Genomic DNA, 21,547 nt, shown 5'->3' with positions numbered 1-21,547 from the left:
CTTCCTCGTTGTTATTATTGGCCCAGCTAACGCCTTCCTCGTATATATCTCCGAACACGCTATCTGTCCTGTGAGGTCACGTGACTGCCCAAAATCCCGCCGCCGGCAAACCGGTCGATCCCGCTTCCCTCGTCAATGTACCGCGGCTGGTCACGGCCTATTTTTCCGGAAAACCCGACCCGGCCGATCCTGCCCAACGCGTCGCGTTCGGCACCTCGGGGCATCGCGGGTCGTCGCTGAAGAACTCGTTCAACGAAAATCATATCCTGGCGACGACGCAGGCGATCTGCGACCATCGGCGCGAGACTGGTCTCACCGGGCCTTTGTTCATCGGTATCGATACCCATGCGCTGGCGGAGCCGGCGCTGGCGAGCGCGGTGGAAGTGTTTGCCGGCAACGGCGTCGACATCATGATCGACGAGCGCGGCGGCTACACGCCGACGCCGGTGATCTCGCATGCGATCCTGAGCTACAACAAGGGACGAAGCAGCGGCCTCGCCGACGGCATCGTCATCACACCCTCGCATAACCCGCCGGAAGACGGCGGCTACAAATACAATCCGCCGCATGGCGGTCCTGCCGATACCGATGTGACGTCCAAGGTCGAGAAGGCTGCGAACGCCTATTTGGCCGCCGGCATGAGCGGCGTTGCGCGGGTGCCGTATGAGCGCGCCCGCAAGGAGCCCTCGACGCATCTGCATGACTACATCCGTCCCTACGTCGTCGATCTCGGCAATGCCGTCGATATGGCGCTGATCAAGTCGGCGGGCGTCAAGATCGGGATCGATCCGCTGGGCGGCGCTGCTGTGCATTACTGGCAGCCGATCATCGAGCGTTACGGGATCGATGCCGCTGTCGTGAACAAGGCTGTCGATCCGACGTTCCGGTTCATGACCGCCGATTGGGACGGCAAGATCCGGATGGACTGTTCCTCGCCGTTTGCGATGGCGAGCCTGATCCAGATGCGCGACAAATTCGACGTCGCCTTTGCCAACGATACCGACGCCGACCGGCATGGCATCGTGACGCGCTCCAACGGCCTGATGAACCCCAACCATTTTCTGGCGGCCGCGATCGCCTATCTGTTCGAGCACCGGCCGCAATGGAGCCCGCAGGCCGCGATCGGCAAGACCATCGTCTCGAGTTCGATCATCGACCGCGTCGCGAAGAAGCTGAACCGTAACCTGGTCGAGACCCCGGTCGGCTTCAAATGGTTCGTCGAGGGCCTCGGCACCGGCGCGTTTGGTTTTGCCGGCGAGGAAAGCGCCGGCGCGTCCTTCCTCAAACAGGACGGGTCGGTATGGACGACCGACAAGGACGGCATGGTGATGGGGCTATTGGCAGCCGAAATCCTCGGGCGGACCGGCCGCGATCCCAGCCAGTTGTTCGCAGGGCTCACGGCCGAACTCGGCGTGCCCTACTACGAGCGGATCGACGTGCCGGCGACGCCGAAGCAGAAGAATGCGCTGAAGGCCCTGGGGCCCGAGCAGCTCGACATGCGCGAACTTGCCGGTGAGCCGGTCACCGCCGTCAGGATCAAGGCGCCGGGTAACGACCAATCCTTCGGCGGCATCAAGGTCGAGACCGCGATGGGCTGGTTCGCCGCCCGGCCGTCGGGTACTGAAGACGTCTACAAGATCTACGCGGAAAGCTTTCGCGACCAGAACCATCTGAAGCTGATTCAAGGGGACGCCCAGCGCGCCATCGCCAAGGCTTTCTAAACTGACAAAGGCCTTCTAAACTGACAAGGCTTTCTAGACTGGCAAGGCGTTCTGAGCCGACAAGGCTCCTGACGTCTTGGGGATGTCACCGGACCGGCGACGATGGTCTCGATCCGCGCGCGGGGGTGCGTCAATTCGGCACATGCCAACTATATTGGCCGGGTGCCTCCGCCCCAATCACGCTGAAATCACGAGAGGCCACGCACTCTCACGATCGGTGTTAGCTGCCAGGAAACCCTTCCCGGGGAGGGGAACTCGTGGGCTATCGCGAGGATCGGGGGAAGACATGAGTGCGGAATCGGTCGTTTATTATCTTAATCGCGTGCCCGAGAGCGATCCCAATGACCAAACCGAATGGCTTGTGACGGCGTTGGGGCGCTTTACCGGGGCAGAGCTCCGTGAATTGCTCTATGTGGCGGAAGAACCTGGGTTTTTTGAGCTGATGCGGGCGCTGTTTGCGCTCTCAGACGAGAGCCGTTCGGTGCTGCAGCGCTATCTCGAGACCGGTCATCCTCCAGCCGTGAGGGCGGCTATCGACCTGAGAGGCCGGCTGTTGCTCGACCACGTCAATGTCGAGCATCCGGTGAAGATCCTGCCGGGAATTGCCAACTAGCGGGTCGCAAAATTAGCGCCCGCAACGCCCTGAGGTTGTGTTAGGCTTCCCCAACTCGGAAAATCGGGGAGCCTGACAATGACCGTTAGGAAGTCTGGTCCACTTGACGCAATGGTGGGCGCCAAGATTCGCATGTTCCGGATCAATCGCGGAATGAGCCAAACGGTGCTCGCCGAACGGGTCGGCGTATCCTTTCAGCAGGTCCAGAAATACGAGAAGGGCGCAAATCGGGTCGGCGCCAGCCGGCTGTCGCAGATTGCTTCCGTGCTCGGGATTACGGTCGGCGAGTTGTTCGAATCTTCGCAGGACAAAATCGGAGCTTCGAGTTCACCGGTTCACCTGCTCGCCGAGCCCGGCGCATTGCGCGTTCTCAAGGCCTATCTGCGAACCAATGAACGTGTGCGGCTGGCAATCGCGAAGCTGGTGGAAAGCATCGCCGATCAGAAGCCGATCGTTCAGAAGTCCGTCGTTCAGAAATCCGCGGTTCAGAAATCCGCGGTTCAGAAATCAGTGACCAAGACTTCGGTGGCCCGCCTCGACGTGGCTCCGCATGGCGAGCGCAGAAGCTCGCGCGCGCGGCCCTAGTTTCGATCGGCAACGCTGCGCCGCGGATATCCATCGCGTCAGCCTCCGCCGCGTCAGCCGGTGGCGCGAATCGGGATCCGCTCTGGCGGCATTGTTCCCGGAATGAATTCGCCGATCCAGTTACGCCGCGACGCCTCGATATGCCAGGACATCGCTTCGGCCGAGGAAGGCGCCGGATCGGGAATGTCCTTGCGAACCTCCTTGCCGTCGAGCCAGCCGCAACTATGCGAGTAGCGCGCCTTGCAGACGAGATGGATGTCCTCATGTTGCTGCATGAGGACGTATCCGTCGGCGGGAAAGAACGTGCCGGCAAGTTCGATCCCGCCAGGCAACTGACGCACCAGCAGGAACGTGCTGGTGGACTCCCTCTGCGATTCGGAAATCAGCACGCCGAACAGGCTGTGGATCGGCTTGATCGCCTGCGGCGCGACCTGCGCAAGAGGTTCCGCAAGTGGGCCTGCTGTCGCAATTGAAATATACTCGCCGTCCGGTCCCCACCGGCACGCGATCAGCCACTCGCGGCTCCGGCTGCGAATCAGGGTTGGCTTTGCATAATCCGACCGGGCAATATCGGCTGCCATGGCTATGACTAAGGCTTTCGCGAGCATAAGTTCCTCCAGGGCGAGGGCGGGGCTGGCCTCACGTCCAAAGTTTGCTGGTCAGGCGTGAGGTCACCGTGAGCGGCACGGACCATTCGACGGCAAATTTGTTTCTGTCCGCAGCTAAATTGTCGCTGGGCGAGCGGTCGGAAGTGACGGCGATCACGATGCCAATAGATGCTGCGGGCGCTTGACGACTGTCCCGGACTCCGCAGCGCGGGGTCTCCCGAAATCGTGAACGGCGCTCGCCTGTTGATGGCTGTCTCACGATTTGCGCGCGTGTTCGAACTGGCTGCGCCCGACGCGCATCGATGCGCCAGCTCGAACCGGCGGACGCCGTCATCTCAACCAAACGCAGCGAGCGCGGAGATGCCGCGCTCAACGCTCAGGATCGCATCCGCGCCGCGCGATGATCGAGGCCGATCAATGTGAGCTGCTGCAACCGGTCGCCGGCCCAGCCACGCATCTCGCCATCGTCACAACTGAAGCGAGCGTCATATTCAAGTTGAACGCTAGGCGTTTGGAGGAACCGGGCATCGAGACCTACTGCATCGACTTGACGCGCCAGCGCTTTGCCGTTCCTGTGGTGCGCGTCATCGCGCCCGACCTGCAGCTTGAGCCGTCCGAGGTCGTCACGGCGAGATTGCGGCGTGCCACTGCAAGAACCGGCGGCGGCGCAACCTATACCGAGGGCGTCGCTTTGATATAGACTGGCGGTAATTTCAGCCAGGCACGGAAATCATTGGATGCGGGGCAGCGCAAGCGCCATGTCAGCAGACGAAGCCGCGGTGGCACGCGAAAGCGCCCCGCGACTGTCGGTGTCGCTGGTTGGGCGCTTCGGCCTGCGGCTCAATGGCCGGCCGATCGAGCTGCGAACCCGCAAGGCGGCCGCGGTCCTTGGCTATCTTGCGTTATCGGATACCAAACATGAAAGCCGGGAACGGCTGGTTGGCCTGCTGTGGAGCCGGTCGGACGAGGAAAAGGCGCGCGCCTCGTTGCGCCAAGTCGTTCGTGAATTGCGCTCGGTGCTGGAGGAGGCTGGATTTGGCGGCTTCATCGCCGAGCGATTGATGATCGGCGTCGACATCGGGCAAATAGAAGTCGATATCGAGAGTGTGCTTCAGCAGGCCGAGAACGAACGGGTCCATTCCCTGCTGCTCGATGCGCCACAGCTTGACGAGCGGTTGCTCGAAGGCATGGACGATCTCGATCCGTCTTTTCGGGTCTGGGTGCTGGCCAAGCGTCAAACCGTCCACGAACGGCTGATGCGAAGCCTCGAAGCCGGTTTGATCGGCGCAAACGTACCGCGCGACACCAAGAAGAAAATCGCCGCGGCGATCGTCAACCTCGATCCCACCCATGAACATGCCTGTCGCTACCTGATGCTGGCGCATACCGAGGAAGGCGATATTGCCGGCGCATTACGCATCTACAAATCGTTGTGGGACCTTCTGGATCGCGATTACGGCATGGAGCCGTCGCCGGCGACCGAGGAACTGGTCGCGAGTATCAAGCTTGGCGTTTTCGAGCCGCCGCCGGCCGATCGCGGCGCCCATGCGAAGAATGGCGTTTTGGCGGCCCGGGCCGTCAATGGATCCGGTCTCCGGTCCGTTCCCCCAATTCTATCAAACGCGCCGGTCAAGACGCTCCTGGTGCTTCGGCCGTTCGCAATGCATGGCATCGACGAAGACCATGGCCATCTGGTGCTGGGCTTCTCTCAGCACTTGGCCGCATGTCTCGTTCGCTTTCGCGAATGGAGTGTTGTCGATCGCATTCCGGCCGCCGACCTGCTTTTAGAACCTGGTGCCACGCCGCAATACTGTATCGAAACCACCGCCTACCAGGCAGGCGCCGAAATCAACATCGTGATGGTGTTGCGGGACGATACGACCGGAATCTATGTGTGGAGTGAAAGCTTCCGCTTAGGTCTTAGCAACTGGTTCGAAACACAGCAGCGTATCATACGGCGGATCGCGACTTCGCTGAACGTTCAATTGTCGACCGAGCGGCTGATGCGGCTCGCGGGCGAACCCGACGTCTCGCTCGATCTGCACGATCGCTGGCTTCGCGGTCAGAACCTCATCACCAAGTTTGACCCGGAGAGCTGGCAGCGGGCCGTCACGATCTTTCGCGACGCGATCCGCGAAAACCCGACTTTTTCGCCTTGCTACAGCAGCCTGGTGCAAATGAACAACATTGAGCATTTTGTGCATCCCGGCCTGTTTCATGATTTCGAAAAAGCACGGACGACTCTCGAACTGGCAAAGACTGCCATTCAGCTCGACCCTGTCGATTCCAGGGCGCATCTGTGCTGCGGCTGGTCCCACGTGATGGTGGGACGTGACGCCGAAGCGGCGCCACATATGGAACTGGCGTGTGAACTGAATGACAACGATCCGTGGACCTTGCTGTCTTTTGCGGCCTACTGCGCGTTCTGCGGTTCGACCGAGCAAGCCGAATTGCGCGCCCGTCAAGCGCACGCGCTTTCGCTGGCCCCGTCCGGCCTCGAATGGGGGTACCAGAGCATCATCGCCTTTTTGTGCGGTGACTATGCCGGTGCCATGGAAGCCAGCGGGCGGGCGCATGGCGTCATCAAGACTCTGCCCGCCTGGCGGGCCGCCGCGCTGTATGAACTTGGAGATATCGAGACCGCACGCGAGGAGGCCCAGCGGTTTCTAAACGGAATACGTTCGTTCTGGGTCGGCTCGGCCGCGCCCACCGACGAGGCCGTCACGCGCTGGCTTCTGCAGGCTCATCCCATCAACATAAATTCGAGGTGGGAAGCCCTGCGCTCCGCCTTGGGTGGCGCAGGGCTTCCTGTTGAAGGCATCACTCGGCTCTAAGTTCGACCTCAGGCGCAGATGCTGATCGTGTAATCGCCGATGCGCTCGGCGTGCACCCGGAACTTGTCTTCTTCCGAGATTACGGGATCGATGCCGTTGAACAGGCGCTTGTAGAACGGCGGCAGCGGATAGGTCGATCCCGGCTGGTTGAGCAGGGCCTCGGAGTCTTCGATCATCACTTTCGGCGGCAAGCGCACGAGGATGGTCTCCTGGTCCGAAGACACGAACTGAATCTGCTTGAAGCGCTCCGGCACGGTCGCGAACACCTGGGCCTTGGCGAGCTGTTCCTTGAACTCGTCCATGGTCTCCGGCAACGGATAGGTGTTGTCGTCGTCCATGTAGTTCTGGCCGGTCGCCCAGGTCTTCACCAGCTTGCCCCAACGTTCGTGGTTGGTCACCTGTAGCCTTTCAATGCGCTGCATGGTCCTACTCCTCCTGGTTGCGTGAGACAGGTAATTCCGCTCACAGAAATGCGGGCACGGCTTGCTTCAGCTCAGCAATGTCAGCGGTGAATTCCACCAGCTGCGCCATGCTCGAAATATCGGGAATGTCCTGGAAAAAATTCGCCGGGTAATGTTCGAGGGACAAATCGGCCAGCTGATCGGTCAGTGAATCGCCGCTGGACGAGCGCAGATCGCCGGCGAGTGCGCCGAAAATAACTTCCGACACCATGATCGAGCCGAGCGGTCCCAGGCGCAGTCCTTCCGCGCCGGGCTGCCGCATGGCTTCGAACAGGATGAAGAACGGCAGCGGCGGATCGTTCGAAAGTGTTTCGATGTCCTCGTCCGTCAGCTTGCCATAGGCAGGTGCTGCGGCGAGCCATTCGCGGAGCTGGCTGACGCGATAGTCGCGATCGAACAGCAGGCGCGACAGCGCGATGAAGTGCGGCCTGCGCGCGGCGATCTCTGCGATCAGCGCGTCCACCGACCACATGCCGGCGAGCCCGGCGCCGAGCAGGTCGCGATACAGCAAGCCGACCCGTTCGGTTTCGTCGAACGCCGGGAAGATCTGGTCGTTGCCCAATCCGTCGCTGAGATAGGGTCCGATGCGCCGGCTGAAATTCGGCTTCGAGCCATTGATCCGGAAGAAATGCGACCACCGGATCATCCATGTCTCGTCGAGCGGCATGTTGACCGGATCGTTCGCGGAGGTCTTTTCGAGGGTGTTGTAGAGATCCTGGTTCGACAGGTCGTTGATGTTGTATTCGGGGCGCACCATGGCGTGGCCGAACCGAAACGCGCCGTGCGAGAACTCGAACGGAATTTGCCAATCGCCGGTCAGGAAATCCCCGGCGGATTGATCGGGCCGATCGATGAAGTTCGGGGCTGGTCCGCTATAGGCCGCGTAGATCGTCGGATGGGTTACCTTCTGCATCAGATCCTTGCGCAGAATGTTGTGATAGATCGCGGTAACGGCCTCGCGAGCGCACAGGAACCGCTTGTAGGCGGCGCCAAAGCGGGCGTTCGGTCCAAGGCTTCTTTCCTGGCGGCGAACGTGATCGATCAGGCTGTTGTGAAGCAGCGCGAACAGCGCCGTCAGTTGCGACATCACGGCGTGGTCGTCGTTGCGCGGATCGGCGACCAGCGCCTCGGTGAGCGCAACCCGCATGCCCGCAATGCTGCGGTCGATCCCGGTCACGTTCTCGGCTCCCGTCCGCGCGATGTCGCGGAACGGACAGCCGGTTGCGGGCTCATTCTCTTTCCAGCGCATCCGCCCAAGCCGCAGCTTCGTGCGCCGATCGTCATTCGGGGCGTCGAGCGCATAGATATGCGGCGATCCGACCGGGCCGCTGCCGAACAGGGTTTCGAGCCGAAGCGGCGCGCGACGCGCATTGGCAGTGCCGGCGCCGAGCGTTCCGGCCACCGAAAGCGGGATCGCCGAATGAACCAGGTCGTGCGCAACCAATTGCAGCAGGTAGGTGTAACCTGAGGGGATGCCTGGGTTTTCCCAACGCTTGACCGCTTCGTCGTCGTCGGGCCACGGCCAGGCAATTTCGGCATCCATCCGCCGCGACAGGCGGTGCATCAGTCCGCGCAGCCGTGGCTGGAGCACGGGAGATTCCAGCGGGTCCATCCCGAAGGCGCGAAACCGCTGCGACGGCAGTGGTGTATGCAGGAAATGACGAAAGCCGGGAGCGGCTGCAGGCTGCACAGCGTCGCGCGCTTCAGTTCCAGAAGTCTGGAGAGTGGAAGCTTCAGCGACCTTCTGTACCGCCATCGACAGGTTCTCGCCCGTTGGTCCGGGCCGGGACACTGCTGAGCAGGTCGTGAAATTATCGTGAGCTAAATCGTTAGAGGTTGTGGACATCTGTGGACATCTCTTGCCGCGCGCGGTTAGCGAGGGCATTGCGCGCCGGCTTTCTGGCGGCGACATGACGAATGTCACGATTCTTTCCGGATGAAGCTTTTGAAGCGGCTGCGGGCACTTTTGCCTATGGCGGAACGACGGACGCGATTATGATGCGGCGCCCCTGGCGCGCAGAATGTTGAAGGAGTTTGGCGTGAACCCGATCGCGATATCGCAGGTACTGCGACGGATCGCTGCAGCGCTCGCGCTGACATTCTCGATATCCGGCGTCGCCTGCTCGATCAGCGCCGTCGCGTGTGCCGAGCCGGTTTTTTCCTTCGAGGGCACGCCGGGAAAATTGCCGAAGACGGTCGTTCCCATCCACTATGCGATCGAGCTCAAGCCCGACATCGCGAGTCTGGCGCTATCAGGCGTGGAAATCGTCGACATCGAGGTGCGCGCACGCACCGCGCGGCTGACGCTCAACGCCGTCAACACGACGTTCGCGGCCGTTACCGTCGACGACGACACGGCGCGCGCCGACGTCGCGCTCGATGCCGGTGCAGAGACCGCCACGTTCACCTTCGCGCAACCGCTTGCGATGGGCGCGCATCGGCTTCGTATCGAGTTTGCGGCGCAGATCAACAAATTCGATCGCGGCTTCTTCTTCGTCGATTATCCGACCGATAACGGCACGAAGCGCCTGCTCACCAGCAAGCTCGAACCGTCGGACGCGCGGCGGATATTTCCGTGCTGGGACGAGCCCGCCTTCAAGGCGAGTTTCGCGTTGACGGTCACGGTGCCGCGGGATTTCCTTGCGGTCGGCAACATGCCGGTTGTGCGCGAAGAGCCGCTGGAGCCGAACCTGAAACAGGTCGCTTTCGCGACCACGCCGAAAATGTCGACCTATTTGTTCGTGCTGACGGTGGGCGAGCTGGAGCGGATCACGGCGGAGGTGGACGGCGTCACGGTCGGCGTCGTCGCCACCGCCGGCAAGTCCGCGAAGGGACGGTTTGCGCTCGACAGCGGGGTCAAGCTGCTGTCCTGGTTCAACGATTATTTCGGCGTCAAATACCCGTTGCCCAAGCTCGACCTGATCGCGGTGCCCGGCGGCTTCGGCGGCGCGATGGAGAACTGGGGCGGCATCACCTTCTTCGAGAGCCGGCTGCTGTTCGATCCCGCGACCAATCCGGACAGCGCGCGGCGCGGCATCTTCGGCATCATCGCCCATGAGATGGCGCATCAATGGTTCGGCGATCTCGTCACCATGGCTTGGTGGGACAATCTCTGGCTCAACGAAGGTTTTGCGACCTGGATGGCGACCAAGGCCTCGGAGCAGTTTTACCCGCAGTGGCAGAGCTGGCTGAACGGTTACGCCCAGAAGCAATTTGCCCTGGCGCTCGACGCGCGGCGTACCTCGCACCCGATCCAGCAGCCGATTGCCGACGAGAGCGAGGCGATGGTCGCGTTCGACGCCATCACCTACAACAAGGGTCAGGCGCTGATCCGCATGCTGGAAAACTATCTCGGCGAGACCGCGTTCCGCGACGGCATCCGCGCCTACATGGCCGCACATGCCTATGGCAACACCACCACCGCCGATCTCTGGCAGGCGCTGGAGAGCGTCGCCCACAAACCGGTGACCGGCATCGCGGCTTCCTTCACCGAACAGGATGGGGTGCCGCTGATCACAGCCGAGACCAGTTGCCGCGGCGACGATCAGCATCTGACATTGCGGCAGGATCGCTTCGTGATCGCGCCGCCGCGCACGGGCGTCGCGGCGTTGCCACCGCGCAACTGGCAGGTTCCGGTTGCGATCGGGACGCTACGCGCGACGTCGTCGCCCGATGTCGTGCTGCTGCAAGGCTCCATGGAAATCCCGGCGCGCTCCTGCGGCGAGCCGTTCAAGGTGAACCTTGGCGATATCGGCTATTACCGGGTCGAATACGGGCCGGTCAGCCGGGCGGCGCTGGCGAAATCGCTGTCGCAGATGTCGGCCGCGGATCGTGTCAACTTCCTCAGCGACAGCTGGGCGATGGTGGCGGCCGGCCGCGCCGGGCCACCGTCCTATCTTGCGCTGGTCGAGACTGTCGCCGCCGACGATCGCCGTCCGGTCTGGGATCAGGTGATCGGCGTATTCACCTCGCTCAACCGTCTGTCGCGTGACCGCGCCGAACGTCCGGCGGTGCAGCGTTATGCCCGCGCAACGTTGCGCCCGGTGTTCGATCGATTGGGCTGGGAGGGCAGCGGTTCGGGCGATGACGACGACACGCTGCTGCGCGCCAGCCTGATCCGGGTGCTCGGCGAATTCGGCGACGAGGAGATCATCGGCGAGGCGAAGCGACGCTTCGCGGGCTTCCTGCAGGATCCGAAATCGCTCCCCGCCGCGCTGCGCGATGCGGTCACGCATCTCGTCGGCATCACGGCCGACCGCGCCACCTACGACACGCTGCTGGCGCTGGCGCGCAAGAGCACCGTGACCAACGAGCGTCTGCGTTATTATTTCGCCGCCGCCGCCGCACGCGACGTGTCGCTGGCGCGCGCCTCGCTGGCGCTGTCTTTGACCGACGAGGTGCCGGGTACCATCGTCACCGGCCTGATCAATTCGGTCGCCGCCTCAGGCGAACAGCCTGATCTCGCCTGGGATTTTCTGCAGAAGAACTACGATACGCTGCTCGCAAAACAGGGACCGCAATTCCGCGACCAGTTCATCGCAAACTTCATGACCAATTTCAGCGACGACGGCCATGCCGCCGAACTCACCGCCTTTGCACCCGCGCAGGCGACCTCGGGCGGACGTGTGATGGTCGCGCGAGCCACGGAGACGATCGCGATCTCCGCGGATCTCAAGGCGAGGGCGCTACCGGCAGTCGATGCCTGGATCAGGCAGCGAAATTGATCCGGTCGCGACGCTTCGCCTTTCGGCATGAAGTCTCGCTCGATCGGCTGAACTGGCGAGGTTCTCGCTACCCTGCGATCGTTGCCTTGCCCCGGCATTCCGGGTAGCGATGGCGGCCAGATTTTTTAAGGCTGAGGCACGATCCCTACCATGGCTGATTTCCACGGCGTTTTTCCCTATCTCGTGTCCCCCATTGACCCCACAGGCAACATCCGCACCGAGGTGCTGGGACGGCTGTGCGACGACCTGATCAAGTCAGGCGTGCACGGGTTGACGCCGCTCGGCTCGACCGGCGAGTTCGCCTACCTCAACCAGGCGCAGCGCACCAGCGTCGTGCAAACCGCGATCGAGGCCGCGAAAGGCCGCGTGCCCGTGATTGCCGGCGTCGCCTCGACCTCGACGGCCGACGCGGTGGCGCAGGCGAAGGCGTACCAGAAGCTCGGCGCCAGCGGCATTCTCGCGATCCTGGAAGCGTATTTTCCTGTCGCCGACGCGCAGATCGAATCCTATTTCCGCGCTATCGCCGACGCTGTCGATATTCCCGTGGTGATCTACACCAACCCGCAATTCCAGCGCTCCGATCTGACGCTGGATGTGATTGCCCGGCTCGCGACCCATCCGCGCATCGGCTACATCAAGGACGCCTCCACCAATACCGGCCGGCTGCTGTCGATCATCAATCGCTGCGGCGACAGCATCAAAGTGTTCTCGGCCTCCGCCCATATCCCGGCGGCGGTGATGCTGATCGGCGGCTACGGCTGGATGGCCGGACCGGCCTGCATCATTCCGCGGCAAAGCGTCGAACTTTACAACCTCTGCAGCTCGGCCCGCTGGGAGGAGGCGATGGTACTTCAGCGCAAGCTGTGGCGTATCAACGAAGCCTTTGCGCGCTTCAACCTGGCAGCCTGCATCAAGGCCGGGCTCGACATCCAGGGCTATGCGGTCGGCGACCCCGTGCCGCCGCAGGCGGCCTTGACGGCGGAGCAGCGCAAGGTGGTCGAGCAAGCCCTGCGGGACGTCGGGTAACTGGCTTGCGAGTTGCATAAGGCCTCTTATCTCGTCATTCCGGGGCGATGCGAAGCATCGAACCCGGAATCTCGAGATTCCCCGGGGGTGCAATTGCACCCCTGAGGTCTGGTCCTTCGGACCATCCCGGAATGACAGCGGTGAGTTGTTTCGTCCGCAAAACCCGCTAAAACCCGCCCAAACTCGCTCAATTTTTGCAAGAAGCTCGAAGGACAAACTGATGAATATTCTTCCCGGCAATATGCGTTTTGGTGCGGGCAAGCCGGTCAAGCGTTTGGAAGACCAGCGACTGCTCACCGGGAAGGGGCAGTTCATCGACGACAAGCCCGAGGACGGCGCACTGTGGCTTTACCTGCTGCGCTCGCCGCACGCCCACGCCAAAGTCGTTTCCATCGACGTCAGGCCGGCGACCGAGATGCCCGGCGTCGAGGCGGTCTATACCGGCGCTGACCTGGTCAAGGACGATGTCGGCACCATCCCGACGCTTTCGATCTTCAAGCGGCCGGACGGCAAACCGATGACGGTGCCGCCGCGGCGGCTGCTCGCGCATGAGGTCGTGCGCTTCGCCGGCGAGGCGGTGGCGGCCGTGGTGGCGACGTCGCGGGTGCTGGCGCAGACCGCGGCCGAGGCGATCGCGGTCGAATACGACGTGCTGCCGTCGGTGGTCGATCCCATCGAGGCGATCAAGCCCGGCGCGCCGGTGGTGTGGCCTGAAGCGCCGGACAACATCGTTGCCGCCATGAGCTATGGTGACGCGGCCAAGGTGGAAGAAGCATTTGCAAACGCCGCGCATAAAATCTCGCTCGATCTGGTCAGCCAGCGGCTGATTCCGTCGGCGATGGAGCCGCGCTCGACGATCGCCGAAATCGAAAAGAAGACCGGCCGGCTGATTCTGCATGTGCAATCGCAGACGCCGGGTTCGACCCGCGATCTGCTCGCCGAGTCCGTGCTGAAGCGGCCGAAGGAAAGCGTCCGCGTGCTGGTCGGCGATATCGGCGGCGGTTTCGGCCAGAAGACCAGCCTCTATCCGGAAGACGGCATCGTCGCCTATGCCGCGACCAAACTGGAACGCAAGATCCGCTGGCGCGGGGACCGCACCGACGAATTCGTCGGCGGCACCCATGGCCGCGATCTGACCTCGACCGGCGAATTCGCACTCGACGCCAAGGGACGCGTGCAGGCCTATCGCGTGCGCTCGGTCGGCGGCACCGGGGCTTATTCCTCGGGTGCGGGCAATATCATCCCGCTGGTGCTCGGGCCGTTCGTGCAGACCGGCGTCTACGATCTGCCGCTGGTGCATTTCGAAGTGAAGTCCGTCATGACCAACACCGCGCCGGTCGGCGCCTATCGCGGCGCGGGGCGGCCGGAAGCGGTGTTCATCGTCGAGCGGTTGATGGATGCGGCCGCGCGCCAAATCGGCATGGATCCGCGTGCCATCCGCAAGGTGAACTACATCAAGCCGGCGCAACTGCCCTACACCAACGCCGTCGGGCAAGTTTACGACTCCGGCGCGTTCGCGCACATGCTGGAGCGCGCGTCGGATCTCGCTGACTGGAACGGCTTTGCCGCGCGCAAGAAGGCGGCGAAGAAGAAGGGCCTGCTCTACGGCCGCGGCCTGACCAGCTACATCGAATGGACCGGCGGTCGAGCGCACACCGAAAAGGTCTCGCTGCATGCAACGGCGGAAGGCCGTATCATCCTGCACTCCGGCACCATGGCAATGGGGCAGGGGCTGCAGACCACCTACACCCAGATGGTGTCCGAGTCGCTCGGCATCGCCATGGACAAGATCGACGTGGTGCAGGGCGATACGGATCTGGCCACCGGTTTCGGCAGCGTCGGTTCGCGCTCGCTGTTCGTCGGCGGCACCGCGGTTGCGGTTTCCACCAACGACTTGATGACGAAGGCGCGCGGGAAAGCCTCGAATGTGCTGGAGACCTCGGCCGAGGATATCGAATACCGCGACGGCTGGCTGACGGTGGTCGGCACCGACAAGCGCATCAGCCTGTTCGAGATCGCCAAGAAGGAAGACGGCGCCAAACTCTCGGTCGATAGCGAAGGCGAAGTCGACGGTCCGAGCTGGCCGAACGGCACCCATATCTGCGAAGTCGAGATCGATCCGGAAACCGGCGTCAGCAAGGTGGTGCGTTACACCACGGTCGATGACGTCGGCATCGCCGTCAATCCGATGCTGGTGACCGGCCAGGTCCATGGCGGCGTCGCGCAGGGCATCGGCCAGGCGCTGTATGAGGGCGTCTCGTACAGTGAAGAGGGTCAGTTGCTGACCGCGAGCTATCAGGATTACTGCGTGCCGCGCGCCGACGACATCCCGCCGATCGCTGTCACGCTCGACGATTCCGCGCCCTGCCGCACCAATCCGCTCGGCGCCAAAGGCTGCGGCGAATCCGGCGCCATCGGCGGGCCGCCGTGCGTCACCAACGGCGTGATGGATGCGCTCAGCGAACTCGGCATCAAGCAGCTCAACACGCCGCTGACGCCGGCCAAGATCTGGCAGGCGATCAGGGATGCGAAGGTGGGGGTGTAGCTCCCGTCATTCCGGGGCATCGCGGAGCGATGAACCTCAGATGCGCAATTGCGCATCGGGGAATCTCGATCGTGCAAGATAACCTCTAGGTTCCGGGTTCGATGCTATCGCATCGCCCCGGAACGACGGTAGTTAAAGCCCCAGCACCATCTTCGCCACGATCTCGCGCTGGATCTCCGACGAGCCGCCGAAGATCGTGTAGGCCCGGGTGTTGAGAAATTCCGGCACCACCGGCAGCAGCTCTTCCGGAATGCCCGGCGCTTCGTTGAGCCGGTAGAGTGGACGGATCGGCTCGACATAGAGGCCGTCATTGCCGATTACCTCGACGCCGAGCCGGGTCACCGCCTGGCGGATTTCGCTGACCCGTAGTTTCAGCAGCGACGACACCGCGCCCGGATTCTGTCCGGTCTGCAGCGCCGACAGCACCCGCAGTTCGGTCATTTCCAGCGTGTCGATATCGACCTCGATCTCGGACATCCGTACCGCGATATCGGGATCGTCGATGGCGCGCCCGGTGGTCTCGGATTCCGCGAGATCGGAGACCATCTTCAGCGCTTCGCGCAGTTTGGCCGAGGCGATGCCGGAGCCGCGCTCGAACTCGAGCAGATATTTTCCGTAGGTCCAGCCCTTGCCTTCGTCGCCGACGCGGTTGGCGACGGGAACGCGGACGTCGTCGAAGAACACCTGGTTGACCTCGTGGTCGCCGCCGATGGTCAGGATCGGCCGCGTCGTGATGCCCTTGCTCTTCATGTCGATCAGGATGAAGCTGATGCCGTCCTGCTGCCGCTCGGTGTCGTTGGTGCGCACCAGCGCGAACATGCGGTTGGCGTGGTGGGCATGCGTGGTCCAGATCTTGGTGCCGTTGATGATGTAATCGTCGCCATCGCGCACCGCGCGGGTCTTCAGCGAGGATAGATCCGAGCCCGAGCCGGGTTCGGAATAGCCCTGGCACCAGTAGTCCTCGCCGGAGAGAATTTTGGGCAAATAGAAATTCTTCTGCTCGGGCGAGCCGAAGCCGATGATGACGGGGCCGACCATCTTGACGCCCATGACGTTCACATTGGGGACGCCGGCGCGGGCGGATTCGGCCTCGAAGATCCAGCGTTGCGCCGGGGTCCAGTCCGGTCCGCCATGCTCCACGGGCCAGCCCGGTGCGCCCCAGCCTTTCCTGTGCAGCGCGCGCTGCCAGGCCATGCCGATATCGGGGTCGGAAAATACCGAAGGCGTCAGCGCGGTCGCGCGCTTCATCTCCGGCGTCAGGTTGGCCGCAATGAAGTCGCGGACTTCCTGCTCGAAGGCGCGCTCTTCGGCGTTGAAGGTGAGATCCATGATGCGCTCCGTTCAGGCTTGAATGGCACGGCCGCCCAAGGCGGCGTAACGGCGATAATGATGGGCGCTGCCTCCGAACAAGGTGTCGAAGGCAAGCAGCCGCTTGAAGTAAGAGCCGATGTCGAGCTCTTCGGTGACGCCCATGGCGCCGTGAAGCTGTACCGATTGTTCTGCGACGAACCGCGCGCACTTGCCGATCTTGGCCTTGGCGCCGGAAGCGGCGCGCGCACGTGCCATCGGTTCGGCGTCGGCCATCAGTGCCGCGCGCAACGCCATCGAGCGGGCTTCGTCGCATTGCATCGCCATGTCGGCCAGCCGGTGGCGGATCACCTGGTTGGCCGACAGCGGCCGTCCGAACTGTTTTCGGATCTTGGTATATTCAAGCGTCTGGTCGAGCAGGGTCTGCATGATGCCGACCGCTTCGGCGCCGATGGCGGCCATGGCGCGATCGACCACGCTTTCGATCGCCGGCAATGCGTCGCTGCCATCGCCGAGCAAAGCGTCGGCGGGCAGGCGGACATCCCTGAGTTCGAGATTGCAGGCGCGGCCGCCGCCAAGCCGCGGGAAATCGCGCGAGGCGAGGCCGGACGCGCCTTGTGGCACCAGGAACAGGCACAGCTTGCCGTCATCGACGCGGGCGGAGACGATGATCTGTCCGGCGGCGTTGCCGTCGAGCACGGCGGTCTTGTGGCCATCGAGACGCCAGCCATCCGGCGTTTTCTTTGCCGTGGCTTTCACGTCCGCCAGATCGAAGCGGGCCTGCCGCTCCGAATGCGCGAAGGCGAGGTAGAGCGAACCGTCGGCGATCTGCGGCAGCAACGCCTGCTTCTGCGCCTCAGTGCCGCATTCGGCGATCAGCGCCGCGCCGATCACGATGGTCGACAAATAAGGCTCGGAGACGAGGCCGCGGCCGAACGCTTCCATCAGGATGCCGATCTCGATGGCGCCGCCGCCAAGCCCGCCGTGGTCCTCCTTGATTGGCAGCGCGAGCCAACCCAGATCGGCGAATTGCTTCCAGATGTCGGCGCTGAAGCCGCGCGGGTCGTTCGCCGACCGCTTGCGATGATCGGCATTGTAGGTTTCGGTGACAAAGCGGTCGGCGCTTTCGCGTAGCATCCGCTGCTCGTCGCTCAGGGTGAGGTCCATCTGATCTACTTTGCTTTTGTTACTTGGCCTGCGCCGGTTTCCTGACGGAAGGATGCAGCCCCGCGGGATCCACCACCATTCCGAATTCCTGCAAATTATGCGCGTGGCAGAGCTGGTGCAGCGCGAACGCCTGTTCGATCGCTGCGGGCTGGCCCATGACGTCGACCGAGCGATTGACCGCTTCCTTGGTCAGTTTCAGCGCAAACGAAGGTTTTGCCGCGATCCTTCGCGCCAGCGCCAATACGAAGGAAGAAAGCTCAGGCCGCGGCACGACGTGGTTGACCATGCCGAGCCGGTGCGCTTCCTCGGCGTTCCAGACGTCGGCGGTGAACAGCAATTCCTTGGCCTTGCGCGGGCCGAGTTCCCAGGGATGAACGAACCATTCGACGCCGCAGACGCCCATCGTGACCACGGGATCGCAGAACTCGGCATCGGCACTGGCGACGATGAGGTCGCAGGCCCAGGCCAGCATCAGGCCGCCGGCGATACACTTGCCGTGCACTTCGGCGATTGTCGGCTTGGCCAGGTTGCGCCAGCGGCGGGTGATTTGCAGATAGATTTCCTGCTCGCGGGCGAAGCGGCCATGGGCGTTGGGCTCGGCAAAGCCGCCCCAATTTCCGACCGGCGGAAAATCAACACCGGCTGCATTTTTGCCGCCCGGGCGCAAATCGTGCCCGGCCGAGAAATGCGGCCCGTTGCCGGCGAGAATGATGACCTTGACCGCATCGTCCTGCACCGCCTCGTCGAAGGCGGCGTTGAGATCGTAGGTCATTTGCAGGTTTTGTGCGTTGCGCGCCTCGGGCCGGTTCATCACTACGCGCGCGATACCAGGCTCCGGCCGCTCGACGACGATGGTCTCGAAAGCGGTCAATCGGCCCTCCCTCTATTGTATTGTTATCTGGCCATGTTGTGGTTTCGGCGAATGATAGGCAAGTGCCATTGGGTCGCAAAATAGACTGGAAGCAGGCCCAGGCCTGCATACCGAACGCAACCATTCTGATATGTTGACGACAGATTTACCGGGAGAATTTCGATGCGCAGATTATGGACCGTGCTGGCGGCGCTGGCGACCTTGAGCCTGACCAATTGCGGTTACAACGCGATCCAGACCAATGACGAGCAGGTCAAGGCGAACTGGTCGGAGGTGGTCAACCAGTACCAGCGCCGCGCCGATCTGGTGCCCAACCTCGTCAATTCGGTGAAGGGCTTTGCCCAGCAGGAAAAGGATGTGCTGCTCGGCGTTACCAACGCCCGCGCCAAGGTCGGCAGCATCCAGGCGACGCCGGAAGTGCTGAACGACCCGGCCGCGTTCCAGAAATTCCAGGCCGCCCAGGGTGAACTTTCCGGCGCACTGTCGCGACTATTGGTCGTGACCGAAAACTATCCGCAGCTCAAATCCGATACGTTGTTTCGCGACCTGATGGCGCAGCTCGAAGGCACCGAGAACCGCATCACCGTGGCGCGCAACCGCTATATCAAATCGGTGCAGGACTATAATGTCGGTATCCGCACCTTCCCGAACAATCTGACGGCGATGGTTTTCGGCTACAAGGATAAGCCGAACTTCTCGGTCGAGAACGAGAAGGAAATTTCAACGGCGCCGAAAGTAGACTTCAATCCGGCACCGGCACCGGCGGCGCCCACCAAATAACTGGCAACAAAGATTGGCCGTGATGAACGCTGCGAGAGCGCTGTTTCTTGCGCTGCTGCTGGGCTGGGTCCTTCCGGCGCACGCCGACGTCGCGGTGCCGCCGCTGGTCGGGCGCGTGGTCGACCAGACCGGCACACTGTCCACCAACGACGTCAGCAGCCTGAACCAGACCATCCGGGCCTTCGAGACCCGGAAGGGCAGCCAGCTCGCTGTGCTGATCGTCCCGACGACGGACGGCGAGGCGATCGAGGCATTTTCGCTGCGGGTTGCGGAAGCCTGGAAGATCGGCCGCAAGAAGATCGACGACGGCGCGTTGCTCGTCATCGCCAAGAACGATCGTCATCTGCGGATTGAGGTCGGCTACGGCCTCGAAGGCGCGCTGACCGACATCACGTCCAAGCGCATCATCGACGAAGACATCACGCCGAAATTCAAGGCCGGTGATTTCACCGGCGGCATTTCCGCCGGCGTCGACCGCATGATCCGGATCATCGATGGCGAAAAATTGCCGGCGCCGGAGCCGCCGCACTGGCAGCCGTCGACCCGCTCGTTCGACCCCGGCGATCTGTTCAATCCGTTTCTGATCATTCCGGTGTTGTTGTTCGGTGGTGGGCTACGCAGCGTGCTGGGCCGTCTGATCGGATCGGGTGTAACCGGAGGTCTGGTGGCGCTGATCGCCTGGTTTTTCTTCGGCTCGCTGGTCGCGGCGCTCCTCTCGGGTATCGTTGCGTCGCTCCTCGTGATGTTCAGCGACTCGATTACCGCGGGATCGCCGGGCGGCCGCGGCGGGAGTTGGTCGGGCGGTAGCTCGTCCGGCAGCAGCGACTGGTCGAGCAGCTCCAGCAGTTCAAGCGATAGCGGCGGTGGCGGCGGCAGCTTCGGCGGCGGCGGCGCGTCGGGGAGCTGGTAGAATGAGCATAGCGCGGATCGGCAAGCATCTGCTGCACCACCACTGGTGGAAGAAGCGGTATTTTCCGCCAAGAGTGCTGGCCGCGATCGAAGCCGCGATCAAAGCGGGCGAAGCCACGCATTCCGGCCAGGTGCGTTTCGTGGTGGAAGGCGCGCTTGACGGTGCACCGCTGTTCCGCGGCCAGTCGGCGCGGGAGCGGGCGCTCGATATCTTCGGTCAATTGCGGATCTGGGACACAGCCCATAATAACGGCGTGCTGATCTATCTCCTGCTCGCCGACCGCGATGTCGAGATCGTCGCCGACCGCGGCATCGACGCCAAGGTCGGCACCGCCGGCTGGAAGAAAATCTGCGCCGAGATGGAAGCCGATTTCCGGGCGAAGAATTTCGAAGCCGGCGCGATCAAGGGGATCGCCGCGGTGTCGCGCGAAATGGCGGTGCATTTTCCGGGAAGCGGCGGCGGGCCAAACGAATTGCCGGACGCGCCAGTGGTGATTTAGCTCGCTTTACTCTCCACGTCGTTGCGAGCGCAAACGGAGCAATCCAGAGCCGCAAGCAAGGCTGGATTGCTTCGTCGCTTCGCTCCTCGCAATGACGGATGGAGAGACGCCTACGCCTTCGCCGAGGGCCGTTCCCCGACACGCGCCATCCACGCCGCGATATTGGCGTTGGTGGTATCCAAGGGTTGCCCGACCTGGCCTGCGAAAGCGAGCCAGCAATAGAGCAAAATGTCCGCCATCGTAAAACGCTCGCCGCAGAGATATTTCCGGCCGTCGGACATCTGGCCGTCGAGCCATTGCAGGCGGTTGGCGGCGATCATCTTGAGGCCGGGCGACGCTTCCGGCGCGCAGGGGATGCGGCTCTGGAAGAATTTCAGGCCTTCGCCGAACCGGAAACCGTTGCCCATATGCTCGCAGATGTTGAGATCGACGCGGCGCGTCCACATCCGGCACTCGGCGCGCTCTTCCGCCGTTGCTCCGATCATCGCCGGCTTCGGGTGTTTCTCTTCGAGGTATTCGCAGATCGCGGTGATTTCGGAGACATAATGTCCGTCGTCGAGTTCGAGCGTCGGCATCTGGCCGTGCGGATTGCGCTTCAAATGCTCGGCTTCGCGGTTCTCGCCCTTGCGCAGGTCGACCGGCTGCTTCGGCATCTCAATGCCCTTTTCCGCCATGAACATGCGGACCACGTGTGGGTTCGGTCCGACCGAGTCGTAGAGCTTCATGGTGCATTCTCTCCCGTTGGGTTTTGATGGCGGCGTTTCTTGGCCGCTTTTGAACAGGCCGCCGCGACATTTGTCAAATGGGTCGGTCACACATTTCGCTTTGTGAAATGTGATTCAGCATCACGCGAAAAATCAGCGCCGGCCGGGAATAAATCCGGAAAGTCGAGATC

The 21,547-nt window shown here is 62.8% G+C and carries 18 protein-coding genes; 11 read left to right on the top strand and 7 right to left on the bottom strand.

What is annotated here, in order from left to right:
• The first annotated feature begins 80 nt into the window (after window positions 1-80).
• The 3 genes from pgm to BLS26_RS11620 all read left to right on the top strand — a co-directional run bounded on the left by pgm (window position 81) and on the right by BLS26_RS11620 (window position 2,919).
• The gene (pgm, locus tag BLS26_RS11630) at window positions 81-1,721 is read left to right on the top strand and encodes a phosphoglucomutase (alpha-D-glucose-1,6-bisphosphate-dependent) (protein ID WP_092511167.1); all 1,641 of its coding nucleotides are present in this window, start codon (window positions 81-83) and stop codon (window positions 1,719-1,721) included.
• Window positions 1,722-2,007: 286 nt separating this feature from the next.
• Window positions 2,008-2,334, top strand: a complete 327-nt coding sequence (locus tag BLS26_RS11625) for a hypothetical protein (RefSeq protein ID WP_092511166.1) — start codon at window positions 2,008-2,010, stop codon at window positions 2,332-2,334.
• A gap of 153 nt (window positions 2,335-2,487) precedes the next feature.
• A complete protein-coding gene (locus BLS26_RS11620; RefSeq protein ID WP_157676419.1) occupies window positions 2,488-2,919 on the top strand; it encodes a helix-turn-helix domain-containing protein in 432 nt (143 codons plus the stop codon).
• 53 nt (window positions 2,920-2,972) lie between these two features.
• On the opposite strand, the gene BLS26_RS11615 is transcribed toward BLS26_RS11620, so the two are convergent.
• Complete coding sequence (locus BLS26_RS11615; RefSeq protein ID WP_157676418.1) at window positions 2,973-3,527, bottom strand: hypothetical protein; 555 nt, start codon at window positions 3,525-3,527, stop codon at window positions 2,973-2,975.
• 400 nt (window positions 3,528-3,927) lie between these two features.
• Between BLS26_RS11615 and BLS26_RS11610 the strand changes: the two genes are divergently transcribed.
• Both BLS26_RS11610 and BLS26_RS11605 read left to right on the top strand, forming a co-directional pair.
• Window positions 3,928-4,227 (top strand): hypothetical protein, encoded by a 300-nt coding sequence (locus BLS26_RS11610; RefSeq protein ID WP_092511160.1) that lies wholly within the window; start codon window positions 3,928-3,930, stop codon window positions 4,225-4,227.
• Window positions 4,228-4,285: 58 nt separating this feature from the next.
• Window positions 4,286-6,361 (top strand): BTAD domain-containing putative transcriptional regulator, encoded by a 2,076-nt coding sequence (locus BLS26_RS11605; protein WP_172804586.1) that lies wholly within the window; start codon window positions 4,286-4,288, stop codon window positions 6,359-6,361.
• 8 nt (window positions 6,362-6,369) lie between these two features.
• On the opposite strand, the gene BLS26_RS11600 is transcribed toward BLS26_RS11605, so the two are convergent.
• Both BLS26_RS11600 and BLS26_RS11595 read right to left on the bottom strand, forming a co-directional pair.
• Window positions 6,370-6,783 carry a hypothetical protein gene (locus BLS26_RS11600; RefSeq protein ID WP_092511156.1) on the bottom strand — a complete coding sequence of 138 codons (414 nt, stop codon included), beginning with the start codon at window positions 6,781-6,783 and terminating at the stop codon, window positions 6,370-6,372.
• A 40-nt stretch (window positions 6,784-6,823) separates the two neighbouring features.
• Window positions 6,824-8,413: a peroxidase family protein gene (locus BLS26_RS11595; RefSeq protein ID WP_157676417.1), complete on the bottom strand. Its 1,590-nt coding sequence runs from the start codon at window positions 8,411-8,413 to the stop codon at window positions 6,824-6,826.
• Between the two features lie 448 nt (window positions 8,414-8,861).
• Between BLS26_RS11595 and BLS26_RS11590 the strand changes: the two genes are divergently transcribed.
• From BLS26_RS11590 to BLS26_RS11580, 3 genes are all read left to right on the top strand, one after another.
• Window positions 8,862-11,546, top strand: coding sequence for a M1 family metallopeptidase (locus tag BLS26_RS11590; RefSeq protein ID WP_244541909.1), 2,685 nt, complete (start codon window positions 8,862-8,864; stop codon window positions 11,544-11,546).
• Window positions 11,547-11,696: 150 nt separating this feature from the next.
• On the top strand, window positions 11,697-12,572 hold the full coding sequence (locus BLS26_RS11585; protein WP_092511150.1) for a dihydrodipicolinate synthase family protein: 876 nt from the start codon (window positions 11,697-11,699) through the stop codon (window positions 12,570-12,572).
• Window positions 12,573-12,792: 220 nt separating this feature from the next.
• Entirely contained in the window at window positions 12,793-15,117 is a 2,325-nt protein-coding gene (locus BLS26_RS11580; RefSeq protein ID WP_092511148.1) for a xanthine dehydrogenase family protein molybdopterin-binding subunit, read from the top strand.
• A 132-nt stretch (window positions 15,118-15,249) separates the two neighbouring features.
• On the opposite strand, the gene BLS26_RS11575 is transcribed toward BLS26_RS11580, so the two are convergent.
• The 3 genes from BLS26_RS11575 to BLS26_RS11565 are packed head-to-tail and all read right to left on the bottom strand — an operon-like array spanning window position 15,250 to window position 18,463.
• A complete protein-coding gene (locus BLS26_RS11575; protein WP_092511146.1) occupies window positions 15,250-16,446 on the bottom strand; it encodes an acyl-CoA dehydrogenase family protein in 1,197 nt (398 codons plus the stop codon).
• A gap of 12 nt (window positions 16,447-16,458) precedes the next feature.
• Window positions 16,459-17,592 carry an acyl-CoA dehydrogenase family protein gene (locus BLS26_RS11570; protein ID WP_092511144.1) on the bottom strand — a complete coding sequence of 378 codons (1,134 nt, stop codon included), beginning with the start codon at window positions 17,590-17,592 and terminating at the stop codon, window positions 16,459-16,461.
• 19 nt (window positions 17,593-17,611) lie between these two features.
• Window positions 17,612-18,463, bottom strand: a complete 852-nt coding sequence (locus BLS26_RS11565; RefSeq protein WP_092511142.1) for an enoyl-CoA hydratase — start codon at window positions 18,461-18,463, stop codon at window positions 17,612-17,614.
• Window positions 18,464-18,625: 162 nt separating this feature from the next.
• Here BLS26_RS11565 and BLS26_RS11560 point away from each other — a divergent pair, with 162 nt between their 5' ends.
• The 3 genes from BLS26_RS11560 to BLS26_RS11550 are packed head-to-tail and all read left to right on the top strand — an operon-like array spanning window position 18,626 to window position 20,652.
• Window positions 18,626-19,243, top strand: coding sequence for a LemA family protein (locus BLS26_RS11560; protein WP_092511140.1), 618 nt, complete (start codon window positions 18,626-18,628; stop codon window positions 19,241-19,243).
• A 22-nt stretch (window positions 19,244-19,265) separates the two neighbouring features.
• The gene (locus BLS26_RS11555) at window positions 19,266-20,153 is read left to right on the top strand and encodes a YgcG family protein (RefSeq protein WP_092511138.1); all 888 of its coding nucleotides are present in this window, start codon (window positions 19,266-19,268) and stop codon (window positions 20,151-20,153) included.
• A gap of 1 nt (window position 20,154) precedes the next feature.
• On the top strand, window positions 20,155-20,652 hold the full coding sequence (locus BLS26_RS11550) for a TPM domain-containing protein (protein ID WP_092511137.1): 498 nt from the start codon (window positions 20,155-20,157) through the stop codon (window positions 20,650-20,652).
• 110 nt (window positions 20,653-20,762) lie between these two features.
• Here the strand turns inward: BLS26_RS11550 and BLS26_RS11545 are convergent, their stop codons facing one another.
• On the bottom strand, window positions 20,763-21,377 hold the full coding sequence (locus tag BLS26_RS11545; RefSeq protein WP_092511135.1) for a glutathione S-transferase family protein: 615 nt from the start codon (window positions 21,375-21,377) through the stop codon (window positions 20,763-20,765).
• Window positions 21,378-21,547 lie beyond the last annotated feature (170 nt).

The sequence above is a fragment of the Afipia sp. GAS231 genome (assembly GCF_900103365.1).
Taxonomy (GTDB): Bacteria; Pseudomonadota; Alphaproteobacteria; order Rhizobiales; family Xanthobacteraceae; genus Bradyrhizobium.
Note: the sequence above shows the minus strand (reverse complement) of the source record. Positions and strands in the feature narration are given on the sequence as shown.

What these genes read in the sequence shown, in the direction of transcription:
- BLS26_RS11625 (WP_092511166.1), top strand. Translation starts at nt 2,008, where the DNA reads ATGAGTGCGGAATCGGTCGTTTATTATCTTAATCGCGTGCCCGAGAGC.
- BLS26_RS11620 (WP_157676419.1), top strand. Translation starts at nt 2,488, where the DNA reads ATGAGCCAAACGGTGCTCGCCGAACGGGTCGGCGTATCCTTTCAGCAG.
- BLS26_RS11615 (WP_157676418.1), bottom strand. Translation starts at nt 3,527, where the DNA reads ATGCTCGCGAAAGCCTTAGTCATAGCCATGGCAGCCGATATTGCCCGG.
- BLS26_RS11610 (WP_092511160.1), top strand. Translation starts at nt 3,928, where the DNA reads ATGATCGAGGCCGATCAATGTGAGCTGCTGCAACCGGTCGCCGGCCCA.
- BLS26_RS11605 (WP_172804586.1), top strand. Translation starts at nt 4,286, where the DNA reads ATGTCAGCAGACGAAGCCGCGGTGGCACGCGAAAGCGCCCCGCGACTG.
- BLS26_RS11600 (WP_092511156.1), bottom strand. Translation starts at nt 6,783, where the DNA reads ATGCAGCGCATTGAAAGGCTACAGGTGACCAACCACGAACGTTGGGGC.
- BLS26_RS11585 (WP_092511150.1), top strand. Translation starts at nt 11,697, where the DNA reads ATGGCTGATTTCCACGGCGTTTTTCCCTATCTCGTGTCCCCCATTGAC.
- BLS26_RS11580 (WP_092511148.1), top strand. Translation starts at nt 12,793, where the DNA reads ATGAATATTCTTCCCGGCAATATGCGTTTTGGTGCGGGCAAGCCGGTC.
- BLS26_RS11575 (WP_092511146.1), bottom strand. Translation starts at nt 16,446, where the DNA reads ATGGATCTCACCTTCAACGCCGAAGAGCGCGCCTTCGAGCAGGAAGTC.
- BLS26_RS11570 (WP_092511144.1), bottom strand. Translation starts at nt 17,592, where the DNA reads ATGGACCTCACCCTGAGCGACGAGCAGCGGATGCTACGCGAAAGCGCC.
- BLS26_RS11560 (WP_092511140.1), top strand. Translation starts at nt 18,626, where the DNA reads ATGCGCAGATTATGGACCGTGCTGGCGGCGCTGGCGACCTTGAGCCTG.
- BLS26_RS11555 (WP_092511138.1), top strand. Translation starts at nt 19,266, where the DNA reads ATGAACGCTGCGAGAGCGCTGTTTCTTGCGCTGCTGCTGGGCTGGGTC.
- BLS26_RS11550 (WP_092511137.1), top strand. Translation starts at nt 20,155, where the DNA reads ATGAGCATAGCGCGGATCGGCAAGCATCTGCTGCACCACCACTGGTGG.
- BLS26_RS11545 (WP_092511135.1), bottom strand. Translation starts at nt 21,377, where the DNA reads ATGAAGCTCTACGACTCGGTCGGACCGAACCCACACGTGGTCCGCATG.